This is a genomic window from Sphaerotilus sp. (assembly GCF_034519685.1).
Taxonomy (GTDB): domain Bacteria; phylum Pseudomonadota; class Gammaproteobacteria; order Burkholderiales; family Burkholderiaceae_C; genus Sphaerotilus.
On the sequence record NZ_JAXHOF010000006.1, the window covers coordinates 392643 to 412247 of the forward strand.

General features: G+C 64.0%; 13 protein-coding genes and 2 CRISPR repeat arrays. Of the genes, 8 read left to right on the forward strand and 5 right to left on the reverse strand.

The window, feature by feature from the left end; translation table 11 throughout:
- The first annotated feature begins 5 nt into the window (after window positions 1-5).
- The 5 genes from cas3f to cas6f are packed head-to-tail and all read left to right on the forward strand — an operon-like array spanning window position 6 to window position 6540.
- A complete protein-coding gene (gene cas3f, locus U5O44_RS12895; RefSeq protein ID WP_322590486.1) occupies window positions 6-2531 on the forward strand; it encodes a type I-F CRISPR-associated helicase Cas3f in 2526 nt (841 codons plus the stop codon).
- Window positions 2532-3872, forward strand: coding sequence for a type I-F CRISPR-associated protein Csy1 (csy1, locus tag U5O44_RS12900; RefSeq protein ID WP_322588870.1), 1341 nt, complete (start codon window positions 2532-2534; stop codon window positions 3870-3872).
- A complete protein-coding gene (csy2, locus tag U5O44_RS12905; RefSeq protein ID WP_322588871.1) occupies window positions 3862-4884 on the forward strand; it encodes a type I-F CRISPR-associated protein Csy2 in 1023 nt (340 codons plus the stop codon). Before csy1 ends, csy2 begins: the two co-directional genes overlap by 11 nt.
- 33 nt (window positions 4885-4917) lie before the next feature.
- Window positions 4918-5964 (forward strand): type I-F CRISPR-associated protein Csy3, encoded by a 1047-nt coding sequence (gene csy3, locus U5O44_RS12910; protein ID WP_322588872.1) that lies wholly within the window; start codon window positions 4918-4920, stop codon window positions 5962-5964.
- Between the two features lie 6 nt (window positions 5965-5970).
- The gene (cas6f, locus tag U5O44_RS12915) at window positions 5971-6540 is read left to right on the forward strand and encodes a type I-F CRISPR-associated endoribonuclease Cas6/Csy4 (RefSeq protein ID WP_322588873.1); all 570 of its coding nucleotides are present in this window, start codon (window positions 5971-5973) and stop codon (window positions 6538-6540) included.
- Between the two features lie 156 nt (window positions 6541-6696).
- A CRISPR array of direct repeats spans window positions 6697-9546; the repeat unit is 28 nt; unit sequence ATTCACTGCCGGGTAGGCAGCTTAGAAA.
- Window positions 9547-9737: 191 nt separating this feature from the next.
- Here cas6f and U5O44_RS12920 read toward each other — a convergent pair.
- From U5O44_RS12920 to U5O44_RS12935, 4 genes are all read right to left on the reverse strand, one after another.
- A complete protein-coding gene (locus U5O44_RS12920; protein ID WP_322587417.1) occupies window positions 9738-10259 on the reverse strand; it encodes an IS630 family transposase in 522 nt (173 codons plus the stop codon).
- Between the two features lie 37 nt (window positions 10260-10296).
- Entirely contained in the window at window positions 10297-10740 is a 444-nt protein-coding gene (locus U5O44_RS12925; protein ID WP_322588663.1) for a helix-turn-helix domain-containing protein, read from the reverse strand.
- Between the two features lie 129 nt (window positions 10741-10869).
- A CRISPR array of direct repeats spans window positions 10870-11857; the repeat unit is 28 nt; unit sequence ATTCACTGCCGGGTAGGCAGCTTAGAAA.
- 7 nt (window positions 11858-11864) lie between these two features.
- Window positions 11865-12593, reverse strand: coding sequence for a DsbC family protein (locus U5O44_RS12930; RefSeq protein WP_322588874.1), 729 nt, complete (start codon window positions 12591-12593; stop codon window positions 11865-11867).
- A gap of 24 nt (window positions 12594-12617) precedes the next feature.
- Window positions 12618-13778: an FAD-dependent monooxygenase gene (locus U5O44_RS12935; RefSeq protein ID WP_322588875.1), complete on the reverse strand. Its 1161-nt coding sequence runs from the start codon at window positions 13776-13778 to the stop codon at window positions 12618-12620.
- A gap of 39 nt (window positions 13779-13817) precedes the next feature.
- On the opposite strand from U5O44_RS12935, the gene U5O44_RS12940 reads away from it, so the two are divergent.
- Window positions 13818-14702 (forward strand): MOSC domain-containing protein, encoded by an 885-nt coding sequence (locus U5O44_RS12940; RefSeq protein WP_322588876.1) that lies wholly within the window; start codon window positions 13818-13820, stop codon window positions 14700-14702.
- A 21-nt stretch (window positions 14703-14723) separates the two neighbouring features.
- Here U5O44_RS12940 and U5O44_RS12945 read toward each other — a convergent pair whose 3' ends face one another.
- Window positions 14724-18242: a calcium-binding protein gene (locus tag U5O44_RS12945; protein WP_322588877.1), complete on the reverse strand. Its 3519-nt coding sequence runs from the start codon at window positions 18240-18242 to the stop codon at window positions 14724-14726.
- Between the two features lie 282 nt (window positions 18243-18524).
- Between U5O44_RS12945 and U5O44_RS12950 the strand changes: the two genes are divergently transcribed.
- Together U5O44_RS12950 and U5O44_RS12955 are read left to right on the forward strand one after the other, a co-directional pair.
- Complete coding sequence (locus U5O44_RS12950; RefSeq protein WP_322588878.1) at window positions 18525-18767, forward strand: hypothetical protein; 243 nt, start codon at window positions 18525-18527, stop codon at window positions 18765-18767.
- 2 nt (window positions 18768-18769) lie between these two features.
- Complete coding sequence (locus tag U5O44_RS12955) at window positions 18770-19573, forward strand: hypothetical protein (protein WP_322588879.1); 804 nt, start codon at window positions 18770-18772, stop codon at window positions 19571-19573.
- Window positions 19574-19605 lie beyond the last annotated feature (32 nt).

A 19605-nucleotide genomic window follows, 5' to 3' on the forward strand; every position in this document is an offset into this window, starting at 1 on the left:
TTCGACTGTCCACGGTTGACAGGACACCTCAGCCGGCTGCTGGTTGGGTCGGCAATCCATATGTGATGCATGTGTCGCGGCTGTGCCTGATGCTGGCGGATCACCACTATTCGAGCCTCCAGGGGGATGCCGATGGCCGGGTGCCGGTGCCGGCCGGTTATCCGCTCTACGCCAACACGAAGGGTGGTCCTGGCGACTACAACCAGACACTTGACGAGCACCTGCTCGGCGTGGCGCTGCATGGCAGTGAAGTCACCCGCGCCCTGCCGCGCTTTGACCAGCAACTGCCCCGACTGGCGCGGCACAAGGGTCTGCGCAAGCGGTCACAGGACGAGCGCTTTCGCTGGCAGGACAAGGCCGCCGAACTGGCGGTGGCGATGCGCGAACGCTCCAACCGCCACGGTGCCTTCATCGTCAACATGGCGTCCACTGGCTGCGGCAAGACGCTGGCAAATGCCCGGGTGATGTACGCGCTGGCCGATCCCGAGCGGGGAATGCGCTGTGCGTTCGCGATGGGGTTGCGCACGCTGACGCTGCAGACCGGGCGCGCGTTTCGCGACCTGCTGAACCTTGGGGATGAAGACCTGGCGATCCGCGTGGGCGGTGCTGCCAGTCGCGAACTGTTCGAGCACCATGAGCGGGAAGCCGAAGCGTCTGGTTCGGCGTCGCGCCAGGCGCTGCTCGACGAGGACAGCCACGTCGTGTTCGAGGGCGATCACGCGCGTCACCCGCTGCTGCGCCGGGTTCTGCACGACCCACAGGTACGGGGGCTGCTGATCGCGCCCGTGCTGGTCTGCACCATCGACCACCTGACCCCCGCGACCGAAAGCCAGCGCGGCGGTCGGCAGATCGCACCGATGCTGCGGCTGATGAGCGGGGATCTGGTGCTGGACGAGCCAGATGATTTCGACATCGGGGACCTGCCCGCATTGACCCGGCTGGTGCATTGGGCGGGGCTGCTGGGGTCGCGGGTGCTGCTGTCGTCGGCGACGTTGCCACCGGCGCTGGTCCAAGGGTTGTTCGAGGCGTATCGGGCGGGGCGGCTGCAATACGAGCGCAACCGAGGCGAGCAGCCGGGGGCGGTGGACCGGCCACCCTCGGTGTGCTGTGCGTGGATCGACGAGTTTCAGCAGGCACAGGCGGACTGCGCTGAACCTGCTTCGTTCACCGAAGCGCACCGGGCGTTTGTCGATCGTCGTAGCGCACAGCTCGACAAGGCCGTGGTGCGCAGGCGCTGCACGTTGTTGCCTCTGCCGCTGAGCGGGCTGCACCGCGAGGAACTGGCGCCGCGTTTTGCCGAACTGGCCCTGCAGGCGGCGCTGTCGTTTCACGGCCACCACCACAGCGTCGAGGCGCGCACAGGTCGGCGCGTCAGCTTCGGGCTGATCCGCATGGCCAACATCGAACCGCTGGTCGAGGTGGCATTGGCGCTGTACCGGCTCGGTGCGCCAACCGGAGTCCGCATTCACCTGTGTGTCTACCACTCGCAGTTTCCGCTGCTGATCCGTTCGGCGATCGAGCAGCGGCTGGATGCGGCGCTGAACCGGCGCCAGCCCGATGCGGTGTTCGATCTGCCTGACATCCGCCAGCGGCTTGACGCTCACGACGAAGCCGATCAGCTTTTCATCGTGCTGGGTTCGCCTGTGACCGAGGTGGGCCGGGACCACGACTACGACTGGGCGGTGGTCGAGCCGTCGTCGATGCGCTCGCTGATCCAGTTGGTCGGGCGGGTGCGGCGGCACCGGGTGGCGGCTTGCGAGGTGCCGAACGTGGGGGTGTTCGAGACCAACCTGCGCCACTTCCGCAAGCCGGGCGAGCCCGCGTTCTGCCGGCCCGGGTTCGAGACGGCGGCTTTCCGGCTTGACGCACACCTGCTGTCCACGCTATGGCCCGAGTCGGCCCAGCAGGTCATCGACGCTCGGCCGCGCATCGTGGCGCCGCAGTCTGAGCAGTTGCAGCCGCGCCGTCGGCTGGTCGATCTGGAGCACGCCCGGATGCGCCAGACGATGCTGGTCCAGACGACGGCCTCCGCTGCACCGGTCAGACCGGGCCAGCGTCAGCGCGCCTCGACCAAGGCGGCCACACCTGTGCTGAACGCGGCGAGCTGGTGGAGCCTCCCGCCGGCCGATGCCTTGCTCACGGCCCTGTTGCCGCAGCAGCAGCCCTTCCGGGACGACAGCACGCAGCGGGTGGACCTGCTGTTGCGTCCTGACGAGGCCGGCGATGACGTCGAACTGGTGCGCCTGCAGGACTTGCCGAAGGGACAAGGCCGACGGGGTGAGAAGGCCCGGATTGTCATCGAGGCGTCGCAGCACCAGCGCATTCCGGATTCGGCAGTTCAGGGCCGGGGGATCGCGCCGTGGGGCGAGACCGACTACCTGACTGCGCTGGCCGGGCTGGCCGCCGACATGGACCTTCCGATGGACCAATGCGCCCAGCGCTTCGGGACTGTCAGCGTCCCGAAGAACGACAACGGATGGCGATTTCACCCGGTGCTGGGGTTCACCAAGTTTTCTCAAGGAGGTGTTTGAATGCAAACGACATCCGATCCGCAGCGTGTTGCTGAACTGCGGGCGGTCATTGCCGACTTTCTCAAGAAGCGGCTCGATGACAAGCTCGAAAAGATCAAGGACAGCGAGGCCGACAGCGAAGAGTCAGCCGAAGCCAAGCGATTGGCAAGGGAGGCTCTGTGCTCCCAGCATGCGCCCGCCACCTGGCTCGACGACGCCGCCCGGCGCGTCAGCCAGATCCAGGCGGTCACACACTCGCTCAAGCCGATCCACCCGGAGGCCAAGGGCACCAACCTGTACAGCCCGCCTGCGTCGTTGTCTGCGCTGGAGGTGGTGGGAAGCCACTGCCTTGGCGCAGAGTTCATCGGCGATGTGGTCGGCAATGCGGCTGCGCTGGATGTCTACAAGTTCCTGAAGCTGTCACACCAGGGGCGCAGTCTGCTGGACCTTGTGCTGGCGCATGACGCTGATCTGGTCGCGGCGCTCAGTGATGACGCGGCGCAGGCCAGCGGTTGGCTGGAGGCGTTTGCCGGGCTGGTCGATCCCCGTGGCCAGGTCGCGTCGCACACACTGGCCAAGCAGCTTTATTGGCCCGTCGGGGACGACCCGCATGACGATGCCGGTTTCCACCTGCTCGCGCCGCTGTACGCCAGTTCGCTGGCGCACCGGGTCTACCTGACGATCCAGGACGATCGGTTCAGCGACGAGGCCAAGGCCGCCCGAAAGGCTCGGCACGATGGTGAGTTCAGCGAGCGCCCGGTGCATGAATATCCGCAGCTCGCGGTCCAGCAGCTCGGCGGCACCAAGCCGCAGAACATCAGCCAGCTCAACAGCGAGCGTCGCGGCAACAACTGTTTGCTCGCCTCGCTGCCGCCGGTCTGGAAGTCCATCGACCTGAAGCCGCTGTTGGGTGCCGACACGATGTTCAACCGGTACGGCCGGCGAGATGACGTGCGCCAGACGCTGAGGGCGCTGCTGGCGTTTCTGAAGACCGACTCGACACGCAACGTGGAGACGCGGACACACCGCGCCGAACTGGTGGATGCGCTGACCGATGAGTTGCTGCAGTTCACCGCCGAGTTGCGCACGCTGGCGCCGGGCTGGAGCCAGGCGCCGGAATGCCGACTGAATCTGGCGGAGCGGCACTGGCTGGATCCGGAGGGTGTGGCGGCTGCGTGTGCGGCGTCGGGCCAGCCGCTGCCGACCGACACCGCCGAGCGCGTCAGCGCCGCGTTTGCCCGCTGGCTCAATGCGCGACTGCAAGACGCGCTGCCGGTGGGCGACCCGGAGTTTCTGGCGTGGCGCGACCGGGTGCATGAGCAGATCAAGGCCGACGAACGGGGGGCGCGCGATGACGACTGAGACCGAGATTCAGGCGGATGCACCGCCCGGCAAGGCGCTGCTGATCCTGCCCCGTCTGCGGGTGCAGAACGCGAACTGCATTTCCAGCCCGATGACCTGGGGCTTTCCGTCCATCACGGCGTTCACTGGCCTGATGACCGCGCTGGAGCGCCGGCTTGGACGCGACGCTGGCCTTCAGTTCTACGGCGTGGGGGTGGTCTGTCACCGCTTCGAGCCGCAGGTCACCCACGGGGGCTACACCCGCAGCTTTCACCTGACGCGCAACCCGGTGCTGGCTAATGGCAGCACGGCGGCGATCGTCGAGGAGGGACGGGCGCACCTGGACATCACGCTGGTGTTCGATGTCGAGCTGGCGGGTGGATTGCTGAGCGACAGCGAGCGGTCCCGACTGGCGGCTCGTGTCGGTGAGCTGGTGGCCGGGATGCGGATTGCGGGTGGCAGTGTCATGCCGCCACTGTCGGGTGTACTGCAGCGTCCGGCGCGTGCGCAACTGCGACTGCTGCCCGATGACGAGGAAGCGCGGGTCAAGGAATTTCGCCGGCTCAGCCGCCGCTGGTTGCCTGGCTTTGTGCTGGTGTCGCGGGACGACTTGCTGCAAACCCGCTTGGCGGTCCTGCGCGAGCGGGATCCGCAGGCGAGTGTGCTGGACGCGTGGCTCGACTTGTCCCGTCTAAACCACCGGGCCGAGCGCCGCACCACGACCGATGCACGCACGGGTGAAGCCACCGAATCCATCGTCTGGCAGACCGATCGCCGCCCTGGCTGGATCGTGCCGATCCCTGTGGGCTACGCCGCGCTGTCCGAGTTGCATGCAGCCGGCAGCGTGGCGGGGGCTCGCGATGCCACCGTGCCGTTCCGCTTTGTCGAAAGCGTGTATTCGCTCGGGCAGTGGATCAGCCCGCACCGTCTGAACGACGTGACGGACCTGATCTGGTCACCGATGCATGACCCGGACACTGGCCTTTACCGCTGTGTCAATGAATTCCGTGCGGCACCTGTGCCGACGGTGTGACCCTATGTTCAAGATTCAAGGAGTTTGATCACCATGGCTACTGCTGCAACTTCCCTCAAGACCGCCTCTGTCCTGGCCTTCGAGCGCAAGCTTGATCCGTCGGATGCCCTGTTTTTCGCTGGCAACTGGGCCGCACGCACGACCAGCGACGACTGGTCGGCTGTGACGGTGCGCGAGAAATCGGTGCGCGGCACGATCTCCAACCGCCTCAAGACCAAGGACCAGGATCCCGCCAAGCTGGACGCGGCGATCGAGAACCCGAACCTGCAGACGGTCGATGTCGCCACGCTGCCGGCAGACGCTGACACGCTCAAGGTCACGTTCACGCTGCGCGTGCTCGGAGGTGCGGGTACACCGTCGGCCTGCAACAGCGCCGACTACCAGCGCAAGCTGCTCGCCACGGTGCAAGGCTATGTCACGTCGCAGGGCTTCGGCGAACTGGCGCGGCGTTATGCCTTCAACCTCGCCAACGGCCGCTTTCTGTGGCGCAACCGGATCGGCGCCGAGCATGTCGAAGTGCAGATCGCCCACCTCGTGGACGGGCAGGCGGCGCAGGCCTGGACCTTCGACGCGCTGGCGCTGTCGCTGCGCGGGTTCCACGCGCCGGCGGGTTCTGCCGACGCGCTGGCAGCGGTGGGCACGCTGATCGCCGATGGGCTGGCGGGCAGCCGGCATGTGCTGCTGCAGGTGACGGCCTTTGTGCGGGTCGGGGCTGGGCAGGAGGTGTTTCCGTCGCAGGAACTCATCCTCGACAAGGAAAAGGCGGGCAAGAGCAAGACGCTGTACACGGTCAGCGGCATTGCTGGCATCCACTCGCAGAAGCTCGGCAATGCCCTGCGCACGGTGGATACCTGGTACCCGGGCGCGGGCGAGGCGGAGCAGGGGCCGATCGCCGTTGAGCCCTACGGTTCCGTGACGACGCAGGGTCGGGCCTATCGCCAGCCGAAAGAGAAGGTCGATTTCTACACCTTGCTCGATTCCTGGTTGCTGAAGGATCAGGTTCCCGCCGTCGAGCAACAGCACTTCGTCATGGCGACGCTGATCCGTGGCGGCGTGTTCGGTGATGCGGGCAAGGACTGACCGGTCATGAAGCACTACCTCGAAATCCAGGTGCAGCCGGATCCGGAGTTCCCGGCGCCGCACCTGATGAACGCCTTGTTTGCCAAGCTGCACCGGGGGTTGGTGGTCCAGCAAGGGGCAGGGCCGGTGGGGGTGAGCTTCCCCGCGGTCGATGAACGGGTGCCGACGCTGGGGACGCGGTTGAGGTTGCATGCAGCGCGAGCGCAGGTGTTGGAGGCGCTGATGGCGGCTGACTGGCTGCGGGGCCTGCGTGACCATGTGGCGGTGACGGGGGTGGCCGAGGTACCGGCGCAGGTTCGGCACCGCGTGGTGTCGCGCATGCAGGCGCAGAGCAGCCCGGAGCGGCTGCGTCGCCGACTGATGCGCCGACACACGCTCACGGAAGCCGAGGCGCGTGAGCGCATTCCCGACAGTGTGGCCGAGCGCCTGCGCCTGCCATACGTGCAACTGCGCAGCACGAGCACGGGGCAGAGCTTCTGCCTCTTCATCTCGCATGGTCCGCTGCTGGATGAGCCGGTGGCGGGCGAGTTCAGTGCCTACGGACTGAGTGCGACGGGCTCGGTGCCCTGGTTCTGACCCGCTGAGGCTGAACCCACCGCCCGACCCTTTTTCCGGGGCCGGGCGTTGTTCTTTAAAAATCAACAACTTACGAGCGCCCTGAACTTTTGGGTCGCCGTGTGCGGGTGTGGCAAAATCCGTTGCCGATCAAGCACTTGCGAGCGTTTTGGTCTTATTCACTGCCGGGTAGGCAGCTTAGAAAAGGAAAGCCCCGTGGTGACGGGGCTTCCAGAAATTCACTGCCGGGTAGGCAGCTTAGAAAGGCCGGCTTCGCGCTGTGGTCGGCAACGACTGATTCACTGCCGGGTAGGCAGCTTAGAAATTCTCGATATACCCGCCCAGATCGCCTGGCGAATTCACTGCCGGGTAGGCAGCTTAGAAATGGGTCTACGGCGACGCCCGGGTCTCCGGCAAATTCACTGCCGGGTAGGCAGCTTAGAAAAGCCAAAATTTGGAGTGATGTGCGTCGGCTGCATTCACTGCCGGGTAGGCAGCTTAGAAAGGAGACCAAGGCGTCGCCGGAGACCCGGGCGTTATTCACTGCCGGGTAGGCAGCTTAGAAAGTCAAGCACAGCCCGTCGCTGAGCGCGACATGATTCACTGCCGGGTAGGCAGCTTAGAAATGCAAGGCCGTAGCGGTTCGCCTCGCCCACCAATTCACTGCCGGGTAGGCAGCTTAGAAATTCGACGCCATCGTGTCGGGCATCTCCGCAGCATTCACTGCCGGGTAGGCAGCTTAGAAAGCAAAGTCGGCCGCGACGACACCCAGCGCGAAATTCACTGCCGGGTAGGCAGCTTAGAAAATCGAAGGACAAGGCTGCGCTGATGGCCGAGAATTCACTGCCGGGTAGGCAGCTTAGAAAGATCTGAGCCTGGTTGAACAGGGCCGCGTGCTATTCACTGCCGGGTAGGCAGCTTAGAAATGTTCCATGACGATCAGCAGCACTGGCGAACCATTCACTGCCGGGTAGGCAGCTTAGAAAAGAGCGCCGGCACGCTGAAGCTCCCGCTGCAGATTCACTGCCGGGTAGGCAGCTTAGAAATGCGGGGTGCCCCGTGCCTAACGCCGCCCCACATTCACTGCCGGGTAGGCAGCTTAGAAAGTCGAGCGCGTCATCAAGGATCTGCAGACGCGATTCACTGCCGGGTAGGCAGCTTAGAAAGACAAGAGCGGCTCGCCGGTGCTGCTGATCGTATTCACTGCCGGGTAGGCAGCTTAGAAAGATGGCGGTCTCGGTGTTGCGGCCCTGGGTGAATTCACTGCCGGGTAGGCAGCTTAGAAATGGGCGGCGGTCAGGTAGACAGCCGACTCGGAATTCACTGCCGGGTAGGCAGCTTAGAAATTGCGGGCCAGACGGGCAGAGATCTCGTTGATATTCACTGCCGGGTAGGCAGCTTAGAAATGTGACGCTGCGCGAGTGGTCCCCTGAGCTTGATTCACTGCCGGGTAGGCAGCTTAGAAATGCGCGGCCTGACCGACAAGAGCGGCTCGCCGATTCACTGCCGGGTAGGCAGCTTAGAAACATGCGGTCGGCGATGGCCGCGATGAGGCGTCATTCACTGCCGGGTAGGCAGCTTAGAAAAGACCGTGGCCCGGCCACTGCGCGACACCAGAATTCACTGCCGGGTAGGCAGCTTAGAAAAGCCCGACGCGCACACCGGTGGCCGACGCCGCATTCACTGCCGGGTAGGCAGCTTAGAAACTTGAAGACGACCTTCTTCAGCGTGGCATCGGATTCACTGCCGGGTAGGCAGCTTAGAAAAGTACGACACCGCAAAGGTCACACCGCCGAAAATTCACTGCCGGGTAGGCAGCTTAGAAACCCGTCGTGCGCCGTGGCCTCAACCAGATCAGATTCACTGCCGGGTAGGCAGCTTAGAAAACGGTGGTGACCGGGCGGGGCTTGACGGTGAGATTCACTGCCGGGTAGGCAGCTTAGAAAGCGAGGTGCCCCGTGCCTAACGCCGCCCCACGATTCACTGCCGGGTAGGCAGCTTAGAAATGTGCCCAGAAACCCACCCCATCGAGACAATCATTCACTGCCGGGTAGGCAGCTTAGAAATGATGGCTGAAGCGGCTGACGCTGTGGACCGGATTCACTGCCGGGTAGGCAGCTTAGAAAAGTGCCTCCGCTACCGGGTCAAGGCCTGCGATATTCACTGCCGGGTAGGCAGCTTAGAAATGGCGGGGCTCAAGTGATGGATTCATTCCGTTATTCACTGCCGGGTAGGCAGCTTAGAAATGGAAGAGTGGGATTTGCTGATTGCACACCCAATTCACTGCCGGGTAGGCAGCTTAGAAAGTGAAGAGCTGGGATGCATCGCCTGACAACCGATTCACTGCCGGGTAGGCAGCTTAGAAATGCCAAGTATCACGCCGCATGTTTTCGGTTCTATTCACTGCCGGGTAGGCAGCTTAGAAAATCAAGAAGTCCTCGATGCGCATGAGCTGCGCATTCACTGCCGGGTAGGCAGCTTAGAAATGCACGGTCAGGCGCTCGATGTGGACCACCCGATTCACTGCCGGGTAGGCAGCTTAGAAACAGGACAACGCCATGCCAGCCCTGACCACCACCATTCACTGCCGGGTAGGCAGCTTAGAAATCGGGCATCCCCATATCGCGCGGGTTGCGCAGATTCACTGCCGGGTAGGCAGCTTAGAAAAGACGGCCGGGGGCTGGGGCTGGAGCCCCAGAATTCACTGCCGGGTAGGCAGCTTAGAAATCGTGCGCCACGCTCTGACCGCGCTGTCCGGTATTCACTGCCGGGTAGGCAGCTTAGAAATCGAAGGGGCGATCAGCATCATGCTCGCAGTCATTCACTGCCGGGTAGGCAGCTTAGAAAAATGTTCATTGCGATGCTGGAAACTCACCGGCATTCACTGCCGGGTAGGCAGCTTAGAAAGCCGATGCACAGGCGTCGAAGGTGTTCATTTCATTCACTGCCGGGTAGGCAGCTTAGAAAGGGAAGCAGATCGTCATCTTTGAGATTGGCCGATTCACTGCCGGGTAAGCAGTTTCAAATAAATTTAATACTTAAAATTTAAGCTCAAACTTCTTTCCTTTTCCAAATCCATCAATTATTTCAGTCACATCCTGCTCTAAAATTATCTTGTCCCGACGTTTAGCCTTCATCCATGCGTACTTCATTTTGTGCCAAAGCCGCTCGATTCGATTAAGTTCAGGACTATAAGCAGTTTCAAATAAATTTAATACTTAAAATTTAAGCTCAAACTTCTTTCCTTTTCCAAATCCATCAATTATTTCAGTCACATCCTGCTCTAAAATTATCTTGTCCCGACGTTTAGCCTTCATCCATGCGTACTTCATTTTGTGCCAAAGCCGCTCGATTCGATTAAGTTCAGGACTATAGGCCGGAAGGCGATAAAAACTCACACCTTTCTCCGCGAGAGCGGCCATGACATTTATCATTAGCTTGCTCGTATGAATCGATGCATTATCCATAACAATAGTCAGTGGTTTTCCAACATGATGAACAAGATTTTCAATAAATGCAGAAAAAGCGGCTGAGTCAGTAGTCTTCCATAGTTTGTGCGCGTAAAGCTGGCCGGTCGATAGCATTGCCCCAATCACATTGAGTCTGCTTCCACGATCTGCCTGTATCAGGTGCCTCTCTCCTTTGGGACTCCATGCATATTGGTTTGGATGTACCGCATCGAACCCAGTCTCGTCTACATATGCCAGAACCAGCTCTTCGTCTTCTGCCTTCTTCCTCAACTCTGTAAGTTCTTGTTTTGCCTTGATAAATTTGACTTCATCCCGTTTTTTTTAATGACGCCCTTGTTCTCTTCCACACAAAATCAACTGATTTTAGTGCATTACTCAGTGTCGCCGGATGCACCGCATCTCCACCGCATTCAATATGAAAAGCCAATAATTGTTTGGCTGAACTTGGCTCCGCGCGAGCTTTGTTCACAATATTCTGCAACTGTGCTTCTGTGATCTTCGATGGCGCACCACTTCTTGGGCGGTCCACCAAGCTTTCGTAGCCGCGAGCAACCCAATCTCGTTTCGTCAGTCCAACAGTTCGGTCATGGATTCCGACCAGCAAGGCTGTTTCAGCAGTTGACTTGGTCTGATGCAGTGTCAAAAGTGTCCTCGCCCGTTCTCTTTTTCGCCAGTTCTCATCCCTGGCTTCGATTTTGCGAAGTTTTTCCAGATCTTCTGGGGCGAGAGAGAATTCACGGCTCTTGAGCATGATTCAAAATCATTGATGTGGTGTCGCAACTATACACGCAGCGATGAAAATTTAAAAACAATCAAATTTGATTGAGGCTGCTTAGGCAGCTTAGAAATGCGCGATGTCGAGACGATCGCGATGCCGCAGATTCACTGCCGGGTAGGCAGCTTAGAAAGAGCAGCGCCGCGCGCCCCGACACGGCATGGGATTCACTGCTGGGTAGGCAGCTTAGAAAATCGAGCAGATCAAGGCTCGATGCGACGAAGAATTCACTGCCGGGTAGGCAGCTTAGAAAAGCACGGCCAGACCGTCAAGCAGATCGCCGACATTCACTGCCGGGTAGGCAGCTTAGAAAACTGGCGGCACCACGACAACCACGACGGAAACATTCACTGCCGGGTAGGCAGCTTAGAAACCAGGCCATGCGGGTGAACATCACCAGCAGCAATTCACGGCCGGGTAGGCAGCTTAGAAAGACGAGGAAATGGACCCCGTGGAGCGCATGGGATTCACTGCCGGGTAGGCAGCTTAGAAAACGCCGCCACACCATGACGATGACGTTCGATGATTCACTGCCGGGTAGGCAGCTTAGAAACGGTCCCGCGTGAAATCTCCCAGGACGCGATGATTCACTGCCGGGTAGGCAGCTTAGAAATGCCGTCGGTCAACGTCGGCGGCGCAGTGGCCATTCACTGCCGGGTAGGCAGCTTAGAAAAGGCGGCAGCGCGGCGCGGAGAGTCGAGGCCGATTCACTGCCGGGTAGGCAGCTTAGAAATTTTCCGTCCTATGGCGAGCGGCCGAAAAGTGATTCACTGCCGGGTAGGCAGCTTAGAAATCGAAGCAGATCCGGGCGTAGATCCGTCCCCTATTCACTGCCGGGTAGGCAGCTTAGAAAAGGACAAGGATTCTAATCATGGAAGGTTATCCATTCACTGCCGGGTAGGCAGCTTAGAAAGTCACCACCTCGTGCGGAAGCAGAAGATCCGGATTCACTGCCGGGTAGGCAGCTTAGAAATGAGCGTCAACACCATCGGGAGCCGTAGGCGAATTCACTGCCGGGTAGGCAGCTTAGAAAATCCAGGATCTCCAAGCGGCGGTGTTGTCTTTATTCACTGCCGGGTAGGCAGTTTAGAAAATTCCGCTCAGGACTTCGCCGCCAGCCTCTTCTCGATTTCTGCAGCCGGGATCGCCCCAGGTGCCCGCGTGCCATCTTCAAACACGATCGCAGGCGTGCCGGTGACTTTGTGCTTCCTGGCAAGCGCCGAATTCCGCTCGATCGCCGATGCATCGCACTGTCCCATGACTCGGGCTGGTGCGGTGCCCTCGACCATCCAGTTCCGCCACGCTGTCGTGTTGTCTTTTGCACACCAGATCGCGCGCGCTTTGTCCGGGGAATCTCCACCCAGAATCGGGATCAGAAAGTTATAGACAGTGACGTCCTTCACATTCACAAGATCCTTCTCCAGCCGCTTGCAATACCCGCAGTTCGGGTCCGCGAAGATGGCGATCTTGCGTTTGCCGTTGCCGTTTTTCCAGACGATCGCGTCTTTCAGCGGCAGGCTGGCGAAGTCGATCGCGGTGAGCTTGTCGACGCGCTCCTGCGTCAGATCCTTGCGTGTGGCGGTGTCGATCATCACGCCCTGCAGCAGGTAAGTGCCCTTGGCGTCCGAATACATGATGTCGGTGCCGATGCGGATCTCCCAGACCCCGGCCATCGGCGTCTGGCGCACCTCGTCGATCTTGGGGAGATTCGCGAAGCGCTCGGCGAGCGTCTTGCGGATGACGGATTCGTCGGCGCGGGCCGGGCCGGCCAGCAGGGTCAGGGCGGCCAGCGCCGTGGCGGCAGCGTTCAGTGCGAGACGCGTAGTCATCGTGAAAGTGTCCTTGGGTCGGTTTCAGGCATCCAGCGCCCGGGCGGTCAGCCAGCGCTTGAGCGGGCCGAGATGATGAACCAGAGTCATGCCATGGTTGCGCAGTTCCTTCAGCGGCGCTGAAGGCTGTGCAAAAAGGTGCAGCAGGCCGTCGGTCAGGCCGCTCATGGCGCGGGTTGGCGTGCTGCGCTCGCGGGCATAGCGGCGCAGCGTGCGTTCGTCGCCGAGGGATTTCCAGGGCATCGTGCGCCGTGCATCGGTCAGCACCTGCGCCAGCGCCCGCACATCGGCCAGCCCCAGGTTCAGCCCCTGTCCCGCCAGCGGATGCACCGCATGCGCCGCGTCACCCAGCAGCACCCAGCCCGGCCCGCACCAGCGCTGCGCCTGCCCCAGCCGCAGCGGCCACGCGGCACGCGGCGAGCCGAGCCGCAGCGTGCCGGCTGCGCCGCCGGTGGCCGCGTTCAGCTCGGCTTCGAACTCGGTGTCGGACAGCGCCAGCAGCCGCTCGGCCTCGGCCTGCGGCTGCGACCAGACCAGACCGAAGCCGTGGTCGACCTGCGGCCGGTCGAAGGGCAGCAGCGCCAGCACATCCGGGTGGCGGAACCACTGCCAGGCGGTGCCCTGGTGCGGCTGGTCGCTGAGCAGCCGGGCCGCCACGCCGTGGTGGCCATAGGGAAACGATTCGAAGCCGGCACCCAGCCGTTCGCGCGTGGCGGAGTCCTTGCCCTCGCAGATGGCGGTGAGCTGCGCGGCGGCGGGCTGCGTCAGCCGCTGCACATGCGGGGCATAGCGCACGGCTTCGCCGAGTGCCTGCTCCAGCGCGGCTGCATCGACGATCCAGGCCAGCTCGCCCACGCCTTGCTGCCAGGCACTGAACTCGATCGCCCCGCCGTCGTCGCCGTGGATGCGCATGTCGTGCACGGCGGTGCGGGCGTCCTCGGGCAGGGCGTCCCAGACCCGCAGCGCCTGCAGCAGTCCGACCGAACCGGCGTTCAGCGCATAGGCGCGCACGTCGGGTGCGGCGTTCTGCTTCGGTGCGGCGCCGAGCAGGCCGACACGGAATCCGCCGTGCGCCAGGGCCAGCGCCAGCGCCATGCCGACCGGGCCACCCCCGCGGATCAGCACATCGTGTGCGGACGACCCGGGCGACGCCGGGGACAAGGCAAGTGGGGAGGACGCTGTCATGGGGCAAGATTGTAGGAACTGACCGCTACGAGGCCCTTGATGCAACCCTTTGACCCTGAACAGGACGACGGCAGCAGCCCCGTCACCGTCGCCAGCCTGCACGTCTACCCCATCAAGTCTTGCGCCGGTCTGTCGCTGGCGCAGACTACGCTGGTCGCCACCGGCTTCGCGCACGACCGCCAGTGGATGCTGGTCGACGAGGACCAGCACGAGTTCCTCAGCCAGCGCGAGTTCCCCCGCATGGCGCTGATCCGGCCGGACCTCGGGCCGGACGGCGCGCTGACGGTGACCGCGCCGGGACAAGCCCCGCTGCGGCTGCCGATCGAGCCGCTAGGCGAGCGGCTGCGCGTGCGCGTGTGGGACGACGCCGTCGAGGCCCGCACCGCTGGCCCGACCGCCGACCACTGGTTCAGCGATGCCCTCGGCGTCCCCGTGCGGCTGGTGCGGTTCGCGCCGGGCCAGCGGCGGCTCTCCAGCGCACGCTGGACCGGGGCTGTCGAGGCCGAGAACGCCTTCTCCGACGGCTACCCGATCCTCGTCACCACCGTGGCGGCGCTGGACGAGCTGAACCGCCGCCTGGCCCTCGGCCGCCATGCGCCGGTGACGATGGCGCGCTTTCGGCCCAACCTCGTGCTCGACGGTCTGGGGCCGCACGGCGAGGACGGGCTGGACGAGCTGCGCTTTGACACCCCAGACGGGCCGGTCATGCTGCGGCTGGTCAAGCCCTGCGCGCGCTGCCCGATCCCGAACATCGACCCCGACACCGCTGAAGCGGGCTTCGAGCCAGGCGACACGCTGGCCCGCTACCGCGCCGATGCGCGGGTGGGTGGGGCGATCACCTTCGGGATGAATGCGGTGATCGTCGAAGGGGTGGGGCGGCGACTGGTGACGGGGCAGGGCGGGTGGGGGACGGTGCGGTTCTGATGCCGCCGCCGCCTCGGCCGGTCAGGTCCAGCTGCTGCTGATCACCGGCAGCAGCGCCGCCTGGTACGCCGGACTCAGCGTCGATTGCCCGGCGGCCGGCACGGCGAAGCTGGCCATCGCACTGACCAGGCCGTCCACCTGGGTGTCCCTCAGCGTCTTGCCGTCGCTGGTCTTGATCTGCTCGATGTGCTGGGCGCTGCCGCTGTACCAGTTGGCGATGGTCGTGACCTCGTAGGTGCCGACGATGCGCACTTCCAGGTCGTTGCCGACGTGGCGGAACCAGAGCTGGTCCGCGGTCACGCCACCGGTGAAGGTCAGCGTATCGGTGTTGTTGGCGGTCGCATCGGTGTCATGGATGCGGTCAGAGCCCATGCCGCGGCCGACCACATAGCTGTCGTTGCCCAGACCTCCCTCGACCATGTCGTTGCCGTAGCTGCCGATCAGGGTGTCGGCGCCCGCGCTGCCGTAGACCGTGTCGTTGCCGTAGCTGCCATCGACCAGCAGGCCACTGGTGTTCTGGCGCAGTGTGGTGGAGCGGAAGTCGAGCAGGTTGGCGTTGCCGCTGCCGAGGATGCGCGCGGTGCCCGCCACGCCGAGCAGGTCGATGACCTCGATGCCGTTGGCCGCGCTCCAGTTGGCCAGGCCGATGTCCACGTCGCCAGCGCCGACGGCCTGCAGCGTGTCGATGCCGGAGGTGCCGGTGTCGGTGTAGGTGTCGTAGCTGTGGAAGCTGGCCCAGCCGCCGGGCTGGTTGCCGGTGACGCGGTAGGTGTCGGAGCCGTTGCCACCGTCGACCTTGTCGTCGCCGATGTCGCCCATGAGGATGTCGTTGCCGGCGGTGCCGGTGATGGTGTCGTTGCCAGCGCCGCCGTTGAAGAGGAAGTTGCTGCCGATGAAGGTGGTGGCGCTGAAGTTGAGGACATTGGCGCTGCTGTTGCCGATCAGGCGGGTCACGCCCGCGGCACCGCTGCCGTCGATGACCTCGATGCCGTTGGCCGCACTCCAGCTGGCCAGGCCGATGTCCACATCGCCGGCGCCGACGGCCTGCAGCGTGTCGATGCCGGAGGTGCCGGTGTCGGCGTAGGTGTCGTAGCTGTGGAAGCTGGCCCAGCCGCCGGCCTGGTTGCCGGTGACGCGGTAGGTGTCGGAGCCGTTGCCACCGTCGACCTTGTCGTCGCCGATGTCACCCATGAGGATGTCGTTGCCGGCGGTGCCGGTGATGGTGTCGTTGCCGGCGCCGCCGTTGAAGAGGAAGTTGCTGCCGATGAAGGTGGTGGCGCTGAAGTTGAGGACATTGGCGCTGCTGTTGCCGATCAGGCGGGTCACGCCCGCGGCACCGCTGCCGTCGATGACCTCGATGCCGTTGGCCGCGCTCCAGCTGGCCAGGCCGATGTCCACATCGCCGGCGCCGACGGCCTGCAGCGTGTCGATGCCGGAGGTGCCGGTGTCGGCGTAGGTGTCGTAGCTGTGGAAGCTGGCCCAGCCGCCGGCCTGGTTGCCGGTGACGCGGTAGGTGTCGGAGCCGTTGCCACCGTCGACCTTGTCGTCGCCGATGCCGCCGATGATCGTGTCGTTGCCTGCTGAACCGTAGACCGTGTCGTTGCCCGCATTGCCGTCGATGCGGACATTGCCGCCCACCAGCGTGGTGGCGCGGAAATCGAGCATGTTGGCGCTGCTGTTGTCCAGCACCGTGACGGTACCCGTGGCGCGGGTGCCGTCGATGGTTTCCACGCCGGTGCCGGTCCAGCCGGCCACACCGATGTCCACGTTGTGGCCGTAGGCCTGGATGGTGTCGGTTCCCGCGCTGTCCACGTAGGTGTCGTAGCCCTCGAAGCTGGCCCAGCCCTCGGCCTGCGTGCCGGTGACGCGGTAGAGGTCGTTGCCCAGGCCGCCGTCGAGGCGGTCCTCGTTGGCGCCCGCGTAGATCAGGTCGTCGCCTGCGCCGCCCAAGATCGTGTCGTTGCCACCCCCGCCCCAGATCAGGTCGTTGCCGGCGCCGCCGTCCACCACGTCGTTGCCGCCACGGGCGACGATTTCCTCGGCTGCGGCGCCGCCGGTGAGGGCTTCGGCGGTGTCATTGCCGTTGATCCAGGTGGCGCCCTTGTAGAAGTGGTTCAGCCAGTTGCCGACATCGGTGAGCGCGACGTTGGTGTTGCCGTCCTCGTTGAGGAAGTTGTTGCCCTGGATCTGGAAACCGAAGTGGTACAGGCCGTCGGCGACCGTGTTGACCAGGTTCTTGCCGAAATAGTTGGTGTTGGCGCCGTCGTTCTGGACCAGGTGGTAGCCGGTCTCCTCGCCGTTCTCGTCGTCACCGTGCAGTGCGGTGAACTGCGCCAGGCGCGTCGCGTCCGCGCGCACCCAGGCACTCATCGCACGCAGATCCTCCGGCGTGATCCAGCCGTCGCCCATCGCGTGGGTGGCCGTGATGCCCTGGACCAGCAGCTGGTTGAGCGCATTGGCGTGGCCCGCCCCGGCGTTGATGTCAGCGGCCGACGTGTTGCGCGCCAGCCCCGCGTCGGTCTTGATCGTGTCGACGATGCGGTCGAGCCCGGTGCCGGTGCTCGACTGGTCGATGTAGAAGTAGTTCAGCCACGACGCCACGTCGCTCAGCGCCGCGTTGGCGTTGCCGTCTTCGTTGAGCAGGTTGCCGCCCTGGATCTGGAAGCCGATGTGGTAGATGCCGTCCAGCACCGTGTTGACCAGGTTCTTGCCGAAATACTGGGTGTTGGCGCCGTCGTTCTGGACCAGGTGGTAGCCGGTTTCCTCACCGTTCTCGTCATCGCCATGCAGGGCGTTGAACTGCGCCAGCCGGGTCGTGTCCGCGCGGATCCAGGCGTTGAGGGCCGTCACATCGGCGGTGTCGATCGAGCCGTCGGTGGCGGCGTTCGTCGCGGCGAGGCCTTGTGCGATCAACTGGTTCAGGCCGTTGGCGGCGTCCTGCCCGCCAGCGATGTCGGCCTGTGTCGTGCCGGCCGCCAGCCCCGCATCGGCCTGGATCAGCGCCACGGCGCGGTCCAGCCCGGTGCCGGTGGTGGCGCGGTCCTGCCAGAACTGCGTCAGCCAGCCTGCCACCTGCCCGACCGTGGCGTTGGCGGTGCCGTCTTCGTTGAGGAAGGTGCCGTTCTGGATCTCGAAACCCATGTGGTAGACGCCGTCCATCACCGTGTTGAGCAGGTTCTGCCCGCGGTAGGCGGTGTCGGCGCCGTCGTTCTGCACCTGGTGGTAGCCGGTTTCCTCGCCCGTCTCGTCATCGCCGTGCAGCGCTGTCCACTGCACCAGGCGGTTGGCGCGGATCCAGGTGTTCATCGCCACGACTTCGGTCGCAGTGAAGACGCGGTCCGCTGCGGCGCCGGTGGCGAGCGCGGCCTCGACGATGATCCGGTTGAGCTGGTCGGCCGCTGAAGCACCGCCGGTGATCTCGGCCGCGCTGTTGTTGCCCGCGAGGCTGTTGTCGGCGTAGACCGCGTTCACGAGTTGGTCGAGGCCGGTGCCGGTCGTGCCGTCGGTGCGGCTGCTCACCGTCGAATAGATGGTGCTCATGGTGGTGTCTTTCGGTTGATGATTCCCAATGTGGAAATTCTGTCGACTCACCCTGAACCCACATTGATCTGGATTCGTGCCATGTCGTTTTGAAGTCACGCGGCGTCACGCGGCTGGCATGTCTGCCGCTGGCTCGCACCGGCATGCGGCCCCTGCACGTCTGCGCGGCGCCGGTGTAAGGTTTTGCCGCCCGGCTCGACTGACGTTGACCGGCCGTGCCCCGGTGTTCGGTGCTGCCGGTCCACTGTCTCCCCCTCACCCCTCACCCCGAAAGAGCCCACCATGCCCCAGGCCTTGATTCCCCGCCATCCGTCCAGGGGCAAGACGTCCATCGGCATCGAGGAGCCCGCGCTGTTCAGCGAGCCAGGTGTCTTTCTCGTGCGGCCCGACGGCACCCTCTACTACTACGGTGAGGTGCAGACGATGCCGTTTGCCCGACCGCAGTTTCAGGATCTGCTCGGCGCCATCGACTTCGCCTTGGCCAAGGACTACCCGGCGCGTGGCGAGTTCACGGGCGCGGTCTGACGATGGCTCCGCACGCGGTGAACCTGTTGCGCATCGGGTGTGCGGCTGTGCTGGCGTGGCTGTCGGTGGCGGCCCAGGCCGAGAGCCTGCAGGCGGCCCGGTACCTGGAACCCACCAGCCGGTACGGACACTTCGCGCTCGGTCGCCCGCACGAATACGCCCGCATTGCTGCCACCACCGACGCTGGGCGTCAGCTGGACCTGCAGTTGCCCGACGACGAGGTGTTCGAAGACCTGGCGCCGCGCCTGGTCCGGATGGCGCCCGGCGAGCCCGTCGAGATCCTGGCCATCGTGAGCCGGCGCCACGACGGCGCGCGGCTGGTCTTGCTGCAGCAGCGGGGAGACCGGCTCGTCATCAGCGCGGAGACCCCGCCGGTGGGCACGCCCATGCGCTGGCTCAATCCGGTGGGCGTGGCCGATCTCGACGGGGACGGCCGCGCCGAGGTGGCGATGGTCACCACGCCGCACATTGGCGGCGTGCTGCGCGTGTTCCGCCGGGAAGGGCCGCAGCTGGTGGAGGTGGCCCGGCAGTCGGGCTTCTCGAACCACGTCTACGGCTCCACCGAACTGGGCCTGTCCGTGCCCGGTGTCTTCCGTGGCGGGATGGGGCTGTTCGTGCCCGATGTCGGGCGACGCCACCTGCGCATCCTGCGTCTGCAGGGGGAGCGTCTGGTGGACGTGGGGCGGTGTGCCTTGCCCGACAAGGTCACCGGTTCCATCGAGGTCGTGTCGGCATCAGAGCTGACCATCGGCCTCGGCAGCGGCCGGCACACCGTCCGACTCGACGCCTGCTCCGTTGTCGGTTAGTGCCGCCGCGCGCCGATCAATACAATCGACAG

Bases quoted from the DNA above. Each gene is read 5' to 3' on its own strand.
- csy1 (WP_322588870.1), top strand. From the start codon at position 2,532: ATGCAAACGACATCCGATCCGCAGCGTGTTGCTGAACTGCGGGCGGTC.
- csy2 (WP_322588871.1), top strand. From the start codon at position 3,862: ATGACGACTGAGACCGAGATTCAGGCGGATGCACCGCCCGGCAAGGCG.
- U5O44_RS12925 (WP_322588663.1), bottom strand. From the start codon at position 10,740: ATGCTCAAGAGCCGTGAATTCTCTCTCGCCCCAGAAGATCTGGAAAAA.
- U5O44_RS12940 (WP_322588876.1), top strand. From the start codon at position 13,818: ATGCAACCCTTTGACCCTGAACAGGACGACGGCAGCAGCCCCGTCACC.
- csy3 (WP_322588872.1), top strand. From the start codon at position 4,918: ATGGCTACTGCTGCAACTTCCCTCAAGACCGCCTCTGTCCTGGCCTTC.
- cas6f (WP_322588873.1), top strand. From the start codon at position 5,971: ATGAAGCACTACCTCGAAATCCAGGTGCAGCCGGATCCGGAGTTCCCG.
- U5O44_RS12935 (WP_322588875.1), bottom strand. From the start codon at position 13,778: ATGACAGCGTCCTCCCCACTTGCCTTGTCCCCGGCGTCGCCCGGGTCG.
- U5O44_RS12945 (WP_322588877.1), bottom strand. From the start codon at position 18,242: ATGAGCACCATCTATTCGACGGTGAGCAGCCGCACCGACGGCACGACC.
- U5O44_RS12950 (WP_322588878.1), top strand. From the start codon at position 18,525: ATGCCCCAGGCCTTGATTCCCCGCCATCCGTCCAGGGGCAAGACGTCC.
- U5O44_RS12930 (WP_322588874.1), bottom strand. From the start codon at position 12,593: ATGACTACGCGTCTCGCACTGAACGCTGCCGCCACGGCGCTGGCCGCC.
- U5O44_RS12955 (WP_322588879.1), top strand. From the start codon at position 18,770: ATGGCTCCGCACGCGGTGAACCTGTTGCGCATCGGGTGTGCGGCTGTG.